The following is a 15,167-nucleotide window of genomic DNA, read 5'->3' as shown; positions in this document are numbered from 1 at the left end:
TTCGTTCCTCCACTCAGATCTCTTCGCGCAAATGTCCAGATTTCTCTACTTTCGTGTCTAAATAAAAACGATTTGTCTCCGTTAATCCTCCCCATAATGGTACATGTCCTTCTGCTGCTAAACCATGTGCCTGTAATGCGGCAAGCTTCTTCGGATTATTGGTAATGAGTGTAACTGGTTTCGAACGAAGTGCAGCTAACACAGTAATGGCATCTTCGTAAGAACGAGTATCATCTGGGAAGCCGAGAGCATGGTTTGCTTCGACCGTATCTAACCCCTCTTCTTGTAATAAATAAGCAAGCGATTTCGAGAACAATCCGATGCCACGACCTTCATGATCAGCTAAGTAGAAAATAGCCCCACAACCATGCTTCACAATCATTTTCATCGATTCATGTAATTGATAACCACAGTCACAGCGTTGGCTTCCAAAAATATCACCTGTATGACAAATGCTATGCATGCGAATTAAAGCATCTTCAGCATGTGTAAAATCTCCATAAACAAGCACTGATGACTGTTGTAAAAAAGCTAAATTTGCAGATGCTAACCCATCAATAATTTCCTCTTTTGACTGATTGGCTCCTACTTTTAACCAGTTATACCATTGAAATGTCGCTGAAAATTCACCCTGTTTTACCGGTAATTTTACTGGACCAACTAGGCAAATACTTTCAGTTTGTGATTGCTTTACGATCGTCATTTTGTCTTTCACTATATCTAAAACTTTAGTAGTAATTGTCATATTTTCTCCAACCTTCTAATGTTAACAGCTAGCAAAACAAACTAACTGAGCACTTGTATTTTTATATAGCTTACATAACGTAACTTAGTTTATAATAATAACTAACGGCTGTCAAACTCCAGCTCTTACTCTATTAAAAAACAAAAAACTGCTATATTACGTTTTTATCATATACTACTAGCTTATGGAGATGCTATTTTTTCTGTGCAGGCTAGTCTATAATAAGCTGAGGGAACTGTAATGACGAAAGGAAGTTAAGAATGCAATTAGAAAAAAATGTGCAAGTGAAGCAGCCAAAATATCAACAAATAGCTGTCGACCTAGCCTCAAAAATCGTGGAAAGAAAGTATCGAATTGGCGATAAAATTTACGCAAGATCATCCCTAGCTAGTCAATACAATGTCTCCGCGGAAACTGCTAGAAGAGCAATTGCTGTTTTGCAAGACTTGGAAATTGTGGAGGCCACCAAAGGTAGTGGAGTTATCATCATCTCATATGAAAAGGCTGCACAGTTTGTTCGCCAATTCCATGATGTTCAATCAGTTCATGAGCTACAACATGAGCTTATGTCTAGCATTCAGAAGCAGCACCAAGAATTAATAAATCTACAGGAAAAGACCAAACAACTGATTAGTCGAACTGAACATTTCCGTTCCGTCAATCCGTTTATTCCTTACCAATTAGAGATGACAGCTGAAAGCCCTTGTATCCACCAAACAGTACAGGAATTGAATTTTTGGCAAAATACATCTAGCACGATTGTCGGAATTCGTCGTAAAAATGAATTATTACTATCACCTGGTCCATATGTATCCTTAGAAGAAGAAGATATTATTTACTTTATCGGGAATGATGAAAGTTTCGCTCGAGTTCAGAGCTTTTTATATCCAAATTAAAATCCGCTTAAACGCTGATATAGCAGCGTTTAAGCGGATTTTTTCTATTTTGTCGATTTGACAGAAGTAACAACTTTTTGTTAGGGTTAGGTTGTTACTTGTTTATATTTGGGTATCATTATCCTCAAATAGTATTTATCTTTATTTTAGTGAGTGTCTAAACGCCCACTAAAATAGAGGGACTCAGCCTAAAATGCCTCATCTAGTGGCAATTCATATGTGCGTAGTGAAGTAACATCTATTACGCCAAGGCGAAATTGATCTACGAAAGGAGTGGTTCTAGTGGAAAAAATAAAAGTGGAACATGTTTCTAAAGTTTTCGGGAAACATATTCCCCAAGCCTTAGAACTCGTCAAGCAACAAAAAAGCAAGACTGATATCTTAAAAGAAACAGGTGCAACAGTCGGTGTATACGATGCAAGTTTTACCGTAAATGAAGGTGAAATCTTCGTTATCATGGGATTATCAGGAAGTGGTAAGTCGACACTGATTCGACTTTTAAACCGTCTCATAGAGCCTACAAGCGGAAATATTTACATCGATGGAGAAAATATTTCTAAAATGGGCAAAGAGAGTTTACGTAAAGTAAGAAGAAACAAAATGAGTATGGTCTTTCAAAACTTCGGTTTATTCCCCCATCGTACACTTCTTCAAAACACAGAATACGGCCTTGAAATCAGAGGCATCTCAAAGGAAGAACGGCAAGCAAAAGCAGAGCAAGCTCTCGATAATGCAGGCTTACTTGCTTATAAGGACCAATATCCTAGTCAATTATCAGGCGGTATGCAGCAGCGTGTGGGATTAGCACGGGCACTTGCAAATGACCCTGAAATATTACTAATGGATGAGGCTTTTTCTGCACTCGATCCATTAATTCGAAAAGAAATGCAAGATGAGCTACTCGATTTACAAAGCACATTGAAAAAAACTATTTTATTTATCACCCACGATTTGAATGAAGCATTACGTATTGGTGATCGTATCGCCATTATGAAAGATGGTTCAATCATCCAAATTGGTACTGGGGAAGAAATTTTAACAAATCCTGCAAATGATTATGTTAAAACATTCGTAGAAGACGTCGATCGTTCTAAAGTATTAACTGCCGAAAATGCCATGGTTCGACCTGTATCTGTCAATGTAGATGTAGATGGACCGACCGTAGCACTTAAAAGAATGCGTGAAGAAACGGTTAGTTTATTAATGGCCGTTGACAAAAATCGACATTTAAAAGGCTATATTACTGCTGACGACGCACGGGCTGCAGCTAAAAGACAAGAACAAACGGTACATTCGATTGTTCAATCAGATATGTTAACCGTTCCACCAGATATGCTTTTACAAGATATATTAGGTTTGATTCATAATAGTCCTACTCCTATTGCGGTTGTAAAAGATGAGCGCTTGCTTGGTGTTCTTATCCGGGGCGTTGTCATCGAAGCACTTTCAACTAGCGATGAGGAGGCGATTGCAAATGAATAATTTATTAGACAATATTCCAGCAATACCAGTGGGACCATGGGTAGAATCAGTTATGGACTGGTTGACGAGTAATTTTTCAATGTTTTTTAACTTGATTCAAAAAAATGGAAAACTACTCATGAATCAGGTCACTGATTTATTAGTGAGCATTCCTCCGATTATTCTTATTTTACTTGTTGTCATTTTTGCCTTTTTCGTTACCGGTAAAAAATTCGGGCTCGCAACGTTTTCATTAATTGGTTTGTTATTTATTTACAATCAAGGCTTATGGACGCATCTTATGGAAACAACCACGCTCGTGCTCTTTTCAAGTATTATCTCAATCATATTAGGTATACCTCTTGGCATTCTTATGTCTAAGTCAACTGTAGCAGAAAATGTGATTAAGCCGATACTCGATTTCATGCAAACAATGCCTGGCTTCGTATACTTGATTCCTGCCGTTGCCTTCTTTGGTATCGGGATAGTCCCTGGTGTATTTGCATCCGTTATTTTTGCCTTACCACCAACTGTACGTATGACGAACCTAGGAATTCGCCAAGTACCAAAAGAATTAGTAGAAGCTGCTGATTCATATGGAAGTACCTCAAAGCAAAAGCTATTTAAAGTAGAAATTCCTCTTGCCAAATCAACGATAATGGCAGGGATTAACCAAACAGTTATGCTATCACTGTCAATGGTTGTAACTGCCTCAATGATTGGTGCACCTGGTCTAGGACGTGAAGTATTAACTGCACTGCAACGTACACAGGTTGGTAATGGCTTTGTTGCAGGTTTAGGTCTTGTCATTTTCGCCATTGTTATAGACCGCCTAACGCAAAGTTTTAATAAGAAGAAAGCCGTATAGAAAAAGAGGCAATTTATTGACGAAAATCTTAGTTCTTCACTTTCACCGCTGAGATTTACGATTTGTAGTAGTTTGCTACAAAACTATTAATATAGGAAAGGAAGATTTGATGAAACTAAAAACATTAACTAAATTAGGAATGGCTTTAGGGCTTGGCTTTTTGCTAGCCGCATGTAATGGTGATGATTCAAGTAAAAGTAGTGGTAACGCAAAGGATGTCAATCTAGCCTACGTTGAATGGGATACTGAAATTGCTTCAACGAATGTAGTTGGTCAGGTACTAGAGGATTTAGGCTACAATGTAACATTAACACCACTTGATAATGCAATTATGTGGGAGGCTGTTTCAAAAGGTGAAGCAGATGGTATGGTCGCTGCATGGTTACCAAATACTCATGCCCCACAGTATGAAAAATATAAGAATGACCTTGATGAGCTAGGTGAAAACCTTACTGGTGCCAAAATAGGTCTAGTAGTACCAAGCTATATGAATGTTAACTCGATTGAAGATTTAAAAAATCAAGCAGATCAAACAATTACGGGTATTGAACCTGGTGCTGGGATTACAGCTGCTACTGAAAAGGCCTTAGATGAATATGATAACTTAGCAGGTTGGCAGCTATTAACTTCTTCATCTGGTGCTATGACCACTTCTCTTGCTAAAGCAATAAAAAATAAAGAAGACATTATCGTAACAGGCTGGTCTCCTCACTGGAAATTCGCTAAATATGATCTTAAATATTTAGATGATCCAAAAGGCGTTTATGGTGGCGAAGAAACGATTAACACATTCGCTCGTAAAGGTTTAAAAGAAGATCAACCAGATGTCTATTCTGTACTAGATAACTTCCACTGGACATCAGAAGACTTAGAGAGCGTTATGCTAGAAATTATGGATGGTAAAGACCCAAAACAAGCTGCTAAAGATTGGGTAGAAGCTAATGCAGACAAAGTTGCTGTATGGACGAAGGATGTAAAAAAATAATTTTCAAAAAGTGACGGACAACCGGAGTGGTTGTCTGTCTTTTTTATAGGCTCTTCCCGTCTTATTGAAATTCAGCTCCATCTTGCTAACATTGCCGCAATGGTTTTTTAATAAGAAATTAACGTTCTTTTGCGCTCATAAACAAAAAGTCACCCCGCAACGATTAAACTGTGCAAGATGACTATTTATGTTATTAATTAGGATAATAACTTCAAAAATATCGCAGCTCCTAAAACAAGAGTAATGCAAACAATACGTCTCCAATCCTTAGATTCATTGAAAAACACCATACCGAGTAATGCACCACCCGCCGCTCCAATGCCAGTCCAAATGGCATATGCTGTACCCATCGGCAATGTTTCCATGGCATATGCAAGACCAGCAAAGCTCAAGGTAAATACAAAAATCAATAACACTAAGTTTTTTATACTTTTAGCATCATTATATTTACTAATCATATAAACACCCATCATCTCACATAGCCCCGCTACTACTAATGCAACCCATGCCATTATTCATTCACCACTTTCTCTTTAGGCTCCCCGGTCACTAGCTTTAAACCAACGACCCCTGCAAGTAAAACGACAATACATAAAATTTTGGCTAATTTCCATGGCTCTCCGAACAGTAAGCTATCAGCACACACAGTACCCGCTGTCCCCAAGCCTACGAATACTGCATAAACAGTGCCAACTGGTAAGCTTTCCCCAGCCTTAATTAGTAAATAAAAGCTAACAAAAATTGCAATCGCGGTACCAATCCATTCGAGTGCATTCCCTGCATGCTTTAAGCCAATAACCCAGCCGACTTCAAAAAAAGCAGCAATTACGACACTTAACCATTGTTTGTTCAATGCGAATTCCTCCATTTTATTGTTAAACACATATGGATACTATTATTGGTATTCTGACCTACCCGAGCAGTTCAGCGATCAAATTACAACGTCCCTTCAACAGTAGCCAAATAAAAAAAGCCTAAGGAACACTGTTGTAAACAGTATCTCCCAGGCTTTTATCCTTCCGTGTCACAAAATCAATTGTGGTTTTCTCTCGGACCAGACTAGCTTTGCTACGGAACCCTAGAAAACTAACATATTTGATTGTGCTTCTAGTATAGCAAACTATTCAATCATTTTCTACTCGTACATAACCGACTTTTTCAACTAGTGCTTGCCCCTCATCTGATACAATCCAGTCGATAAACTTCTTGACATTAGGATTAGCTGTTCCTGCTGTTACAGCATAAAATTCAGATACGAGTGGGTATGTGCCTTGACGAATATTTTCCTTTGTGGGCGCAATCCCATCAATGGACAATAATTTAATTTCGTGGTTATTTACCATTTCTGTTGAGTAAAATCTAAACGTGTAGCCAATAGCATTTTTATAATTACGATATTGTGATACCTCATGAATAATACCACCCATACCTGTTGCAACATTTTCAGCAGGTGCTCCCATGATTGGTGTATCTCCCATCATTCTTTCAAGTGCTGTTTGGCTTCCGCTATCTGCTGGGCGCTGAAAAGCACGAATTGCAGCATTTTCACCACCGACTTCATGCCAATTCATAATTTCCCCAGCGTAAATTTGTTTTAACTGCTCCAATGATAAATTTTCTACGCTGTTCTTATGATTGACGAAAAAGACAAAAGCCTCTCGTCCAATGGGGGTCATGTCAAATGTAAGACCTTCCATCTCAGCTTGCCTCTTTTGTGATTCAGATGGCGCCGTTACAAAAATCAAATCAACATCTCCTGAAATCAAATTTTGATAAGCTTCAGGTGTACGACTCACCATTACTCTACTATTATCATATGGATAGTAACCCTTTGGATAGGTCGCTTCTACAAAGGCAGCATACAGTGGATACATCGCCGCCGCCCCATCTAAGCGAGGTAGTACGTCAACTAATTGCAATGAAGCCTTTGTATCTGACTTTACTACTTTATTTTGCTCTATAAATGGTTGATAGACAGACACATCAATTTCTGCATCAACGGTTGGAATACTCATTTTGTAGTAATGTTGAATAGGCTTAATCGAGGCAATTAACAAGGAAATGCTCATTAGTCCCGCTAACCATATTTTCCGTTTTGTCGTTGTCAACCAATCAAAAATTAAACAAATAAATAGGACAAATAAACATATCGGAACGGTTAAGAGTAGTCCACTAAAATGTAGCCCACCACTAATAATTAAATACAGCGCAACTACTCCTGTGAAAAATAATAACCCTATTAGGACAAAAAGAGACTGTAGCACTTTCATAATCAACGGCTCCACCTCCAAAAGAGTAATTTTAAACCATATTTATATAATAGGTTATTTTTGAAAAATAACACAACTATATATTCTGAAAATTATGTTAAAATAAAATGAAGTATTGTAAGGAGGTATTACATATGGCAATTGAAAAAGTACGTGAACATTTAGCACAATGGAATGTGCAGCACAAAATACAGGAGCTAAACGAAAGCTCGGCGACCGTTGAACTAGCAGCACAGGCACTCGGCTGCGAGCCTGAACGCATTGCGAAATCCTTATCGTTTCTCGTGAACGATGGCGCAATACTAATTGTTGCAGCAGGCGATGCCAAAGTCGATAATGCAAAATTTAAAGCTGCCTTTGGTACAAAAGCAAAGATGCTTGGGAAAGATGAAGTTCTTGAAAAGATCGGGCACGATGTAGGTGGTGTTTGTCCTTTCGGTGTGAATGAGGGCGTTGCTATTTATTTAGATGAATCACTCAAACGCTTCACAACGGTATTCCCTGCATGTGGTAGTAGCAACTCCGCCATTGAGCTTACAATTTCTGAATTAGAAACCTATACACCATATCAAGAATGGATTAACGTCTGCAAAGGCTGGAATGAGTAACAGGGCAGAAAAAACGGCGAAACTTTATTAAAAGTCTCGCCGCTTTTTAGTTAAATTTCTTTCTTATATCCAACAGCTAACCAGTGAGAATCCCATTCTGTAATTTGATTACCTACTCTACAAGATAAGCCACATGCACGATTATCAGCGATAAATGAGCCGATTAACCATTTCTTTGTTTGTAATCCATCCTTTAGGTTTATCGTTATAGAGGGCATTTCCACATACTGCTGATAAATAAACAAATTATCATCATAATGGGTATACGCAGAAGCATTTGTTTTCGTACCATCCCCTGCATAGATTTCTACAGTATTCCCTTCCCGAGAATAGACAGGTTTCTTTACAAACGGTAAGTTTTCCTGTACAAATAGTTCTGCCGAAAGGTACGTTGGCAACATATATTTCTGAATAGCCGCTCGTTCTTCTGCATTAAAAAGAAGAGGATCATTTTTGCGTTCCCAAATTAACCATAATAAAATTTTCGATTGCAGTACATATGCAGCGGGTGCATTGATAATAGCAAGCTGTCCATCTTTTACGAGTTCCAGTAAATGTAGACCAATACGATCACCATCGCAAGACATATCATCTATTAAAAACTCTACTGGGTGTGCAGGACGATATAAAATATCAATTTTCTCCATGGCAGGTGTATAAAGGCCTCGAGCTATATGAGCAGTGTTACTAGAAAAAATGATTAGCTCTTGAATAGGAACATACTCCACATCAAAAGGTATACATTTCTTTAAAAACTGTACCTGACAATATTCCTCATAATCTTCCGCGGCCGTTTTCCCTGTAATGACGATTTTAGGTTTTTTCACATCATTTAAATAATGCATAGCCGCAAAGAGTGCACCAGACAAGGTTTTATGTAATGCTGAAACATCATTCGGACTATCAAATCCTAAATGCTGACAAAGCGCTTCATTGATCTCAAAGGTTTCTTGGACAAGAAATGGCGTTTCACCATTTAATTCAAGACATTTTATTTGTCCGTCCTCTGTACAAATAAAATCGAAGCGAGCCAGTATCGATTGTTGCTGTAAATAATCTAATTGAATATATGGTAGCATTTCAGAACGAATGCCTAGTGCTAAAAGTTGTTCATCCGTTAAATGCTTAAATTGTTTCCCAACCTTTAAAAATATTTTCCAAAGTATAGTAGATGCATAGTTAATTTCATCGATTTTCTCTTTGGGTAAATCTAGTACATCATACAAGGCATACTCAAGATCCTCAAAGTCAGGAAAGAAATTAGGAAATTGAGAATAAAATGCTTGGCGTTGTTGAAAATATTTGTCCATATTGATTGCTCCTTTTAAGAAGATGAAGAGCCACCTCGAGAGGCACCACCTGAGCCAAAGCCTGATTTCCCTGTGCTAGAGGATGAGTGATTTGAATAAGAATTAGAACTATTCGTCGATGAACTTGAACTATTTGAGTATGAACGCTTGCCACTCGAATAAGACTTGGAACCGCTTGTATTTGAATTTGAGCTATTAGTTGTTGAGTTATTTGTTGTTGAGTTATTTGAGCTACTAGATGTTGTACCAGACGGATTTTGAGAGCCATTCGTCGTAATTCCATTGGAATTCGCATTTTTACTTTCGCTCGTATTGCTATAATTCGTTCGTGGTACTGCTGAACCACCACCTTTATCCTCTCTGTCTGTCCCATTTCTTAAATTGCGACTTTTATAAATAGCACTTCCTATCATAGCTCCAGTAGTTGCATACATAAGTCCATTGAAGAAATGATGTGCATAATGCGGCGAATTTTCATCTAAACATTCGAACGAACCATCATCACTTTCTTTCCATTTCTTACATGAATTTGCCATGTCACTGTCATAGACACTTTGTAAACCATTCCCTGTTGAAGGATTATTTTCTTCCGTTGTATTATCTGTAGTGGCAGTAGACTCTTTGACGGTCTGAGTTTCTGTGTTCCCGCACGCGGCTAATTGCATAGCCATAAATGACGCTGTTGTGACTGTTATGTATTTTTTCATTTGTTTTGCCATATCCTATTTCTCCTTTATGTCGATACCTATTTTACGGATGTCTACTGCTTTAGGTTTCATTTTTACAAATTCATACATTATCATAGCACTAAAAACTCCCTGGCGGATTGGAATCATTTACCGCAAGGGAGCTTCGCATAAATCGTTTACTTATTCGGCACTGTTTTTCTACCATATGTCATAAAGCGCCATACCTTCTCAAATGGCCCCATTTTAAAGAATTTGAACCAGATGACACTGAAGATAATTTGAATGACAAAAATTAAGATTGCAATGATTACTACATCAGAAGGTGAAACAACTTCAAGCCCCATTAATGACATAATAGCTAAACCAATAAAGCTTTGAGCTAAATAGTTTGTAAATGCCATCTGACCTACTCGCCCAATTGGCTTAAGAAACTTCACGATGCTTTTATTCTCCAACATAATAAATAGACAAGTTAAATAAAAATAAGTAGTCGGAATTACCCCTAAACCAATAATCAATTGTAGATTTGGATCTTCCCCTTGAGCAGCAAACCAAATCCAAAGAGAGATGCCAGCAAAGAGTGGGAATGTCACAAATTGTATCCACTTTATTTGTTTTGAGTATTCACTAATATGACTAATCCAATCAGCTTTTGCTGCTAAAAAACCAGTTAAAAACATGATAAAAATAGTAACGGCATCATTTCCTAATATCCCAAAAACAGTTGATAAGGCTCCTTGATTTGGCATAAATAGTTGTCCAAGAATGCTAAGGACATGAACGGTAACGATAGCAAATAGCCATTTACTAATTGTTGAAACCTTTGCATTATAGAAAGGAATTAGTAAAAAACCTATTACTGCATAGATAGCGAGGATTGAACCCCAAAAAATAAACACATGGACAATACCAATTAATAATAAAGCTAGTAAACGTCTTGCAAAACGCCATCTTGGCTTATCGCCACGCGCTTCTGCACGTGAAGTAAAAATGTAAAAACCTACACCAAAGAGGAATGAAAAAATGGAAAAGAATTTCTTTTCAATAAAAATATCAATGAGCGTATCAATAATGCCGTTAATTCCACTATAGTCAGGCATCGGTCCTCCCTCTACTATCAACTGGTAGGCCGCTACATTTATAAATAGGATGCCAAATAACGCTAGCCCCCGAATAATATCTAAGGAAACGATTCTTTCTTTTTGAGTAACGGATGAATTCATGCTTAAAACTCCTTCTCTTTCATACTTTACTGAACTATGGCTATCATAACCTCTCATCCTTACAGTAGTTTTTTGAAAAGCTTACAGGAACCTTACATTTAGTATAGATTTGTCTCATCAGTTGATACTTTTTCACTTACATTAGTTTTTAATCCCCTTCTAGAAGCGAAAATTTCATATTTTATAGTAATCATTATTTTTTTAATAAAGGAGAATAGATGATGTACAGACACCGCAGATTTGGTTTTTGCTACCCGGGTTATAAATACTGTGGACCTGGGTGTTCAGGACCAGGTAGACCTATCAATGCCGTAGATTCATGCTGCAAATTACATGACGAATGTTATGCTCGATATGGTAGATCAAGATATTGCGATGAAATGTTCCAAAATTGCTTACGACCACAAATGAACGCCAATACTAAAATGGCTAGAGATGCTAAATTGTTTTACAATATCTTCGAAGCGCGTAATCGGTTCTTTTAAACAATATAGAATGCTCATAATGATATTTCTTCATTAAAATAGGCTGAAACGATTTTCACACATTATATGGATTGAAATAAAAAGGAGGATAGAAGAGCTAAATAAAATCGCTCTCTCTATCCTCATTTTTATAAACATATTTACTACAACCTAATTTGTACGTTAATTCAACTCACCAGGTTATACAGTGATGTAAAAACTATTGGAATTAGCTCTATCTCCTCTAATTTTCACCAGATAGAAACTCGATCTTCTGGAGCTACGTACATGCCATCTCCAAGCTTAATTCCATAGGTATCATAGAATTGCTGGAAGTTCACAATCGTGCGGTTTACCCGAATTTTAGCAGCTGAATGTATATCGTTTTTGCTCAGAATCGCTGCAAATTCTTTTGTAGTTGTGGATTTCCATATTTTCGCATTGCTTTCGAAATAGGCTTTATAATCTGGATTATTCATTTGAGATACAACTTGCAGGGAAGCCGCCATCCCACCTAAATCAGCGACATTCTCGCTTAGTGTAAGCTGACCGTCGTTCAACACCCCTGGAATAATCTCAATTCCATTATAGAACTCAATCAGTTTCTGGTTTTTCTCTTTGAATTTCTTAAAGTCCTCTTCCGTCCACCAGTTATTTGCATTTCCATTTTCGTCGTATGCAGATCCGTTGTTATCAAATGCATGGCTGATTTCATGGCCAATGACCATGCCAATGGCCCCATAGTTCGCTTCAGGTTTAGCATTAATATCATAGAAAGGCGCTTGGAGAATACCAGCAGGGAAAGTAATTTCGTTATTAAAAGTATTGTAGAAAGCATTTACGGTATATACACTCGTTGTCCATTTCGTTCTGTCCACCGATTTTCCTAGCTTAGCTTTCATGTCATCTCTGTATGCTTTGTTTACTGTGACGGTATTAGAGAATAGTGAACCGCCTTCGTCATATGTCTTGATAGCTACTTTATCTAATGTCGTATCCCACTTATCTGGATAACCGATCTTAACAATCATCGTATCCAGCTTTTTAATGGCTTTAGCTTTTGTAGTTTCTGACATCCAATCAAGAGATTTGATTCTTTCCTCATACGTAGCAATTAACTTCTCTACCATTTGCTCAACATCTTTTTTAGCTTCTGATGAAAAATGTTTCTCGGCAAACATTTGCTCCAAATATCCGCCCATTGAGCCTGTTGTCTTAGCTACTGCGATTTCTTTAGCTGTTTTTTCACCTGTAACGCCTAATAACGTTGCGTCAAACTCAATAGCAGCTTCTCTGAATTCATCTGACAATGAACCGCTTGTTGCCATAAGCAATTGCACTTTAGAGTAAGCTTTTAGTACGTTAAGATTAGTTTCAGTCAAGAGATCCGCGCCTTTTTGCGCCAGCTTCACATCGGTTACGATCACTTTATCAGCACTGTCGACTTTCATCGATTTCAAGACTTGTTTCATATCAATTGTTTTGAACATGTCATCGAATTGTTCGATTGTATACGGATTATAGTATTTATTGACGTCGCCTATTTCATGTGGTTCAAGTGATACGGAAGCTAAGCTTTTCTCCATATCATATACTTTTTCGGCATGTGCATTGGCAGCTGACTTTTCCTCGCCCGAAGCTACAAGAAGTCTGGATATATATTGAATATAGGCTTCTTTCGCTTTCGAGTCTTCCGTTACAAAGCTGTTCTTATCCAGACCAGTAGTTAATCCAGAATAATACAAAGCGTTTTCACTGCTGTTCTTTGCATCATTCATGATTGAAAAGTTGAATAATGAGGTTAGACCTAATTCTTTTTCCAAGATAAGATCTGCTTGTACGAGTTCATCAAGTGTTTTAGCCCCGTCAATTGCCTTTACATATTTTTGGATGGGTTCAATCCCTTGTTTATTTCTATTTTTTGAATCCAACGCTGTCGTATAGAAGTCGGCAATTTTTTGTTCTTTTGTTCCTTCTGCGAACTGCTTACCAGCGAGCTCATCTATTATTTTTTCAATTTTATCGTTATTTTGCTTGTACAGCTCGGGAAAGACGCCGCCCATGATTTCTCCTGCCGGAATTGTCGATTCATTTAACCATTCCTTATTGATTGCTTCATAAAAATCGTCATTTAAATGGGAGCCTTTAAGCGTCCAAATTCTAGCAATAATATTTTGGAACTCATCGATTGTAATAGTGTCATTTGCGCCTAATGTGCCATCGGGGTTGCCCGTCAGTACGCCTGCTTTCGCCAATTTATCGATATCTTTCTTAGCCCAAGTGGGCACATCTGTGAACTTGACGTCAAATGTTCCACTGCGCAGATCATTTCCTACAGGCTTTGGCAATTCGCCGAACGCCCTGCTCAACATGACTAAAGCCTCAATTTTCTTAGCAGGTTCATTCTCTCTTAAATCTCCGTTTTTAGAGCCTGGTATAATGGCTTCTTTTTTAATTCCTGGTTGATAAGCGTCTGCTGCCATCAACAAGGTTTTAACGATCTCTCCTCTTGTCGCTGGTGGCGACTTTTCATCAGCATACACCGATACGCTAACTGATAGAACCATAATTATGGACATCAGTAAGGATAAAGACTTCTTTTTCATCTTGGAGCTCCTCTATAGTAGAATTGTATAAATAAAGATAAATGGATAAAATTTAGAATTTATACCATTCGTAAATCATTGTAGTCGATTTTTTTCAGTTTGAAAATATGTTAAGAAGCTTTTTCATTTTCACACTTAAACAAACTGCTTTAGTTGAGGAAGATAACCATACTAGAAGTAACAATCAATACATATAATGAATTCACTATTTAAAATAGCTCTAGCCTTGGCTTTTATAAAATATTTTTTCACTGTAAGCATTTTTTATGTATTAAGACTTTATATAAATTACATATTTTTGCGGATTACTAAAGCCAAGCTTAGTTCCTAAATGATAAGAGGCTTGGTTATGACTATCGCAATCCCAACAAGGCTGTATATCATTGAAAATACAATAATCAATAAATTTCTCTGCAATGACGCTTGCTAATCCATTACCTCTATAATTCGAATCCGTAACTATATCAATCTCTGCAAATTGCTGCGATTTAAAAATAGAAACCGCTTCACTAATAATCTTATCCCCATGCTGCAGACAAAAACCAAAGCCGTTTTCAAGAAAATTATTAGTAGAATCCCAGTATTCCTCATAATATTGATTGTCGAATTCTAAACAATGCTCAATTTGAGGTTGCTTGATTTTCATAAACTCGTAGTCAGGCAGCTCTCGTTTTTCTCTATCATTATAAGCATTTACAGCAAAGGTAAACGTGTATCTTTCTAGCTTTTTTACATGACCATTTAAACGTTGTTCAATCTTCGTGTTCCAATCGTCTGCGTAAGAAAATAATGTGAAACGTTTACTTTGTTCAATAGATTTTTGTAGTAAACATTCAAGTTTATTGACGATTTGCTCGCTGGACGAATCGCCATAAACATAGCATATTCCTGATTTGGTTTGAAATAGTAGTGAATGGAAGCTATCATTGTCGGTATAGACAGAGCCTTTTATTACCTGATCTAGTATGCTATAGACAAACGTTGGTGCATTTTTTATTGTTTCTTTAATAATCGAATAATTCTCGGCTGTAACCTTGATCAT

At 37.4% G+C, this 15,167-nt stretch carries 15 protein-coding genes and 1 riboswitch; of the genes, 6 read left to right on the top strand and 9 right to left on the bottom strand.

The annotated features are described in order from the left end of the window. Positions 1-13: 13 nt before the first annotated feature. On the bottom strand, positions 14-745 hold the full coding sequence (locus ACIQ7N_RS06555) for a GTP cyclohydrolase II (protein WP_402930984.1): 732 nt from the start codon (positions 743-745) through the stop codon (positions 14-16). A 260-nt stretch (positions 746-1,005) separates the two neighbouring features. Here ACIQ7N_RS06555 and ACIQ7N_RS06550 point away from each other — a divergent pair, with 260 nt between their 5' ends. The 4 genes from ACIQ7N_RS06550 (at position 1,006) to ACIQ7N_RS06535 (ending at position 4,955) form a co-directional block, all read left to right on the top strand. Continuing rightward, positions 1,006-1,641 (top strand): GntR family transcriptional regulator, encoded by a 636-nt coding sequence (locus ACIQ7N_RS06550; protein ID WP_132363081.1) that lies wholly within the window; start codon positions 1,006-1,008, stop codon positions 1,639-1,641. Positions 1,642-1,923: 282 nt separating this feature from the next. Next, on the top strand, positions 1,924-3,123 hold the full coding sequence (locus tag ACIQ7N_RS06545; RefSeq protein WP_132363083.1) for a quaternary amine ABC transporter ATP-binding protein: 1,200 nt from the start codon (positions 1,924-1,926) through the stop codon (positions 3,121-3,123). Next, entirely contained in the window at positions 3,116-3,970 is an 855-nt protein-coding gene (locus ACIQ7N_RS06540; RefSeq protein WP_248718344.1) for an ABC transporter permease, read from the top strand. The genes ACIQ7N_RS06545 and ACIQ7N_RS06540 overlap by 8 nt, the downstream gene beginning before the upstream one ends. 109 nt (positions 3,971-4,079) lie before the next feature. Continuing rightward, positions 4,080-4,955, top strand: a complete 876-nt coding sequence (locus ACIQ7N_RS06535; protein ID WP_402931087.1) for a glycine betaine ABC transporter substrate-binding protein — start codon at positions 4,080-4,082, stop codon at positions 4,953-4,955. 197 nt (positions 4,956-5,152) lie between these two features. Here ACIQ7N_RS06535 and ACIQ7N_RS06530 read toward each other — a convergent pair whose 3' ends face one another. The 3 genes from ACIQ7N_RS06530 to ACIQ7N_RS06520 form a co-directional block, all read right to left on the bottom strand. Beyond that, on the bottom strand, positions 5,153-5,467 hold the full coding sequence (locus ACIQ7N_RS06530; RefSeq protein WP_402930981.1) for a DMT family transporter: 315 nt from the start codon (positions 5,465-5,467) through the stop codon (positions 5,153-5,155). Next, positions 5,467-5,808 carry a DMT family transporter gene (locus tag ACIQ7N_RS06525; RefSeq protein ID WP_248718341.1) on the bottom strand — a complete coding sequence of 114 codons (342 nt, stop codon included), beginning with the start codon at positions 5,806-5,808 and terminating at the stop codon, positions 5,467-5,469. The genes ACIQ7N_RS06530 and ACIQ7N_RS06525 overlap by 1 nt, the downstream gene beginning before the upstream one ends. A gap of 145 nt (positions 5,809-5,953) precedes the next feature. Next, a riboswitch (guanidine-I (ykkC/yxkD leader) is annotated at positions 5,954-6,048 on the bottom strand. A 31-nt stretch (positions 6,049-6,079) separates the two neighbouring features. Beyond that, positions 6,080-7,225 carry a PstS family phosphate ABC transporter substrate-binding protein gene (locus ACIQ7N_RS06520; RefSeq protein WP_402931085.1) on the bottom strand — a complete coding sequence of 382 codons (1,146 nt, stop codon included), beginning with the start codon at positions 7,223-7,225 and terminating at the stop codon, positions 6,080-6,082. Between the two features lie 134 nt (positions 7,226-7,359). On the opposite strand from ACIQ7N_RS06520, the gene ACIQ7N_RS06515 reads away from it, so the two are divergent. After that, positions 7,360-7,833 (top strand): YbaK/EbsC family protein, encoded by a 474-nt coding sequence (locus ACIQ7N_RS06515; RefSeq protein ID WP_132363093.1) that lies wholly within the window; start codon positions 7,360-7,362, stop codon positions 7,831-7,833. 50 nt (positions 7,834-7,883) lie between these two features. Here the strand turns inward: ACIQ7N_RS06515 and ACIQ7N_RS06510 are convergent, their stop codons facing one another. The 3 genes from ACIQ7N_RS06510 to ACIQ7N_RS06500 all read right to left on the bottom strand — a co-directional run bounded on the left by ACIQ7N_RS06510 (position 7,884) and on the right by ACIQ7N_RS06500 (position 11,055). Continuing rightward, positions 7,884-9,143: a glutathionylspermidine synthase family protein gene (locus ACIQ7N_RS06510; RefSeq protein ID WP_402930978.1), complete on the bottom strand. Its 1,260-nt coding sequence runs from the start codon at positions 9,141-9,143 to the stop codon at positions 7,884-7,886. A 14-nt stretch (positions 9,144-9,157) separates the two neighbouring features. Then, a complete protein-coding gene (locus ACIQ7N_RS06505; protein WP_402930976.1) occupies positions 9,158-9,862 on the bottom strand; it encodes a hypothetical protein in 705 nt (234 codons plus the stop codon). A 146-nt stretch (positions 9,863-10,008) separates the two neighbouring features. Then, complete coding sequence (locus tag ACIQ7N_RS06500; protein WP_402930974.1) at positions 10,009-11,055, bottom strand: DUF418 domain-containing protein; 1,047 nt, start codon at positions 11,053-11,055, stop codon at positions 10,009-10,011. Positions 11,056-11,273: 218 nt separating this feature from the next. Here ACIQ7N_RS06500 and ACIQ7N_RS06495 point away from each other — a divergent pair, with 218 nt between their 5' ends. Further along, positions 11,274-11,540 (top strand): Parvovirus coat protein VP1-like protein, encoded by a 267-nt coding sequence (locus tag ACIQ7N_RS06495; protein ID WP_402930972.1) that lies wholly within the window; start codon positions 11,274-11,276, stop codon positions 11,538-11,540. Between the two features lie 230 nt (positions 11,541-11,770). Here ACIQ7N_RS06495 and ACIQ7N_RS06490 read toward each other — a convergent pair whose 3' ends face one another. After that, the gene (locus tag ACIQ7N_RS06490; RefSeq protein ID WP_402930970.1) at positions 11,771-14,125 is read right to left on the bottom strand and encodes a M13-type metalloendopeptidase; all 2,355 of its coding nucleotides are present in this window, start codon (positions 14,123-14,125) and stop codon (positions 11,771-11,773) included. 271 nt (positions 14,126-14,396) lie between these two features. Then, entirely contained in the window at positions 14,397-15,167 is a 771-nt protein-coding gene (locus ACIQ7N_RS06485; RefSeq protein ID WP_402930968.1) for a GNAT family N-acetyltransferase, read from the bottom strand.

It is taken from the genome of Lysinibacillus sp. NPDC095746 (assembly GCF_044763535.1).
GTDB lineage: Bacteria > Bacillota > Bacilli > Bacillales_A > Planococcaceae > Lysinibacillus.
The sequence above is the reverse complement of the archived record's forward strand: the minus strand, read 5'-3'. Positions and strand labels throughout refer to the sequence as shown.

Excerpts from the sequence above, each read along its gene's own strand:
- ACIQ7N_RS06540 (WP_248718344.1), top strand. The coding sequence starts at position 3,116 with ATGAATAATTTATTAGACAATATTCCAGCAATACCAGTGGGACCATGG.
- ACIQ7N_RS06550 (WP_132363081.1), top strand. The coding sequence starts at position 1,006 with ATGCAATTAGAAAAAAATGTGCAAGTGAAGCAGCCAAAATATCAACAA.
- ACIQ7N_RS06490 (WP_402930970.1), bottom strand. The coding sequence starts at position 14,125 with ATGAAAAAGAAGTCTTTATCCTTACTGATGTCCATAATTATGGTTCTA.
- ACIQ7N_RS06555 (WP_402930984.1), bottom strand. The coding sequence starts at position 745 with ATGACAATTACTACTAAAGTTTTAGATATAGTGAAAGACAAAATGACG.
- ACIQ7N_RS06495 (WP_402930972.1), top strand. The coding sequence starts at position 11,274 with ATGATGTACAGACACCGCAGATTTGGTTTTTGCTACCCGGGTTATAAA.
- ACIQ7N_RS06485 (WP_402930968.1), bottom strand. The coding sequence starts at position 15,167 with ATGATCAAGGTTACAGCCGAGAATTATTCGATTATTAAAGAAACAATA.
- ACIQ7N_RS06535 (WP_402931087.1), top strand. The coding sequence starts at position 4,080 with ATGAAACTAAAAACATTAACTAAATTAGGAATGGCTTTAGGGCTTGGC.
- ACIQ7N_RS06530 (WP_402930981.1), bottom strand. The coding sequence starts at position 5,467 with ATGGCATGGGTTGCATTAGTAGTAGCGGGGCTATGTGAGATGATGGGT.
- ACIQ7N_RS06515 (WP_132363093.1), top strand. The coding sequence starts at position 7,360 with ATGGCAATTGAAAAAGTACGTGAACATTTAGCACAATGGAATGTGCAG.
- ACIQ7N_RS06505 (WP_402930976.1), bottom strand. The coding sequence starts at position 9,862 with ATGGCAAAACAAATGAAAAAATACATAACAGTCACAACAGCGTCATTT.
- ACIQ7N_RS06520 (WP_402931085.1), bottom strand. The coding sequence starts at position 7,225 with ATGAAAGTGCTACAGTCTCTTTTTGTCCTAATAGGGTTATTATTTTTC.
- ACIQ7N_RS06510 (WP_402930978.1), bottom strand. The coding sequence starts at position 9,143 with ATGGACAAATATTTTCAACAACGCCAAGCATTTTATTCTCAATTTCCT.
- ACIQ7N_RS06500 (WP_402930974.1), bottom strand. The coding sequence starts at position 11,055 with ATGAATTCATCCGTTACTCAAAAAGAAAGAATCGTTTCCTTAGATATT.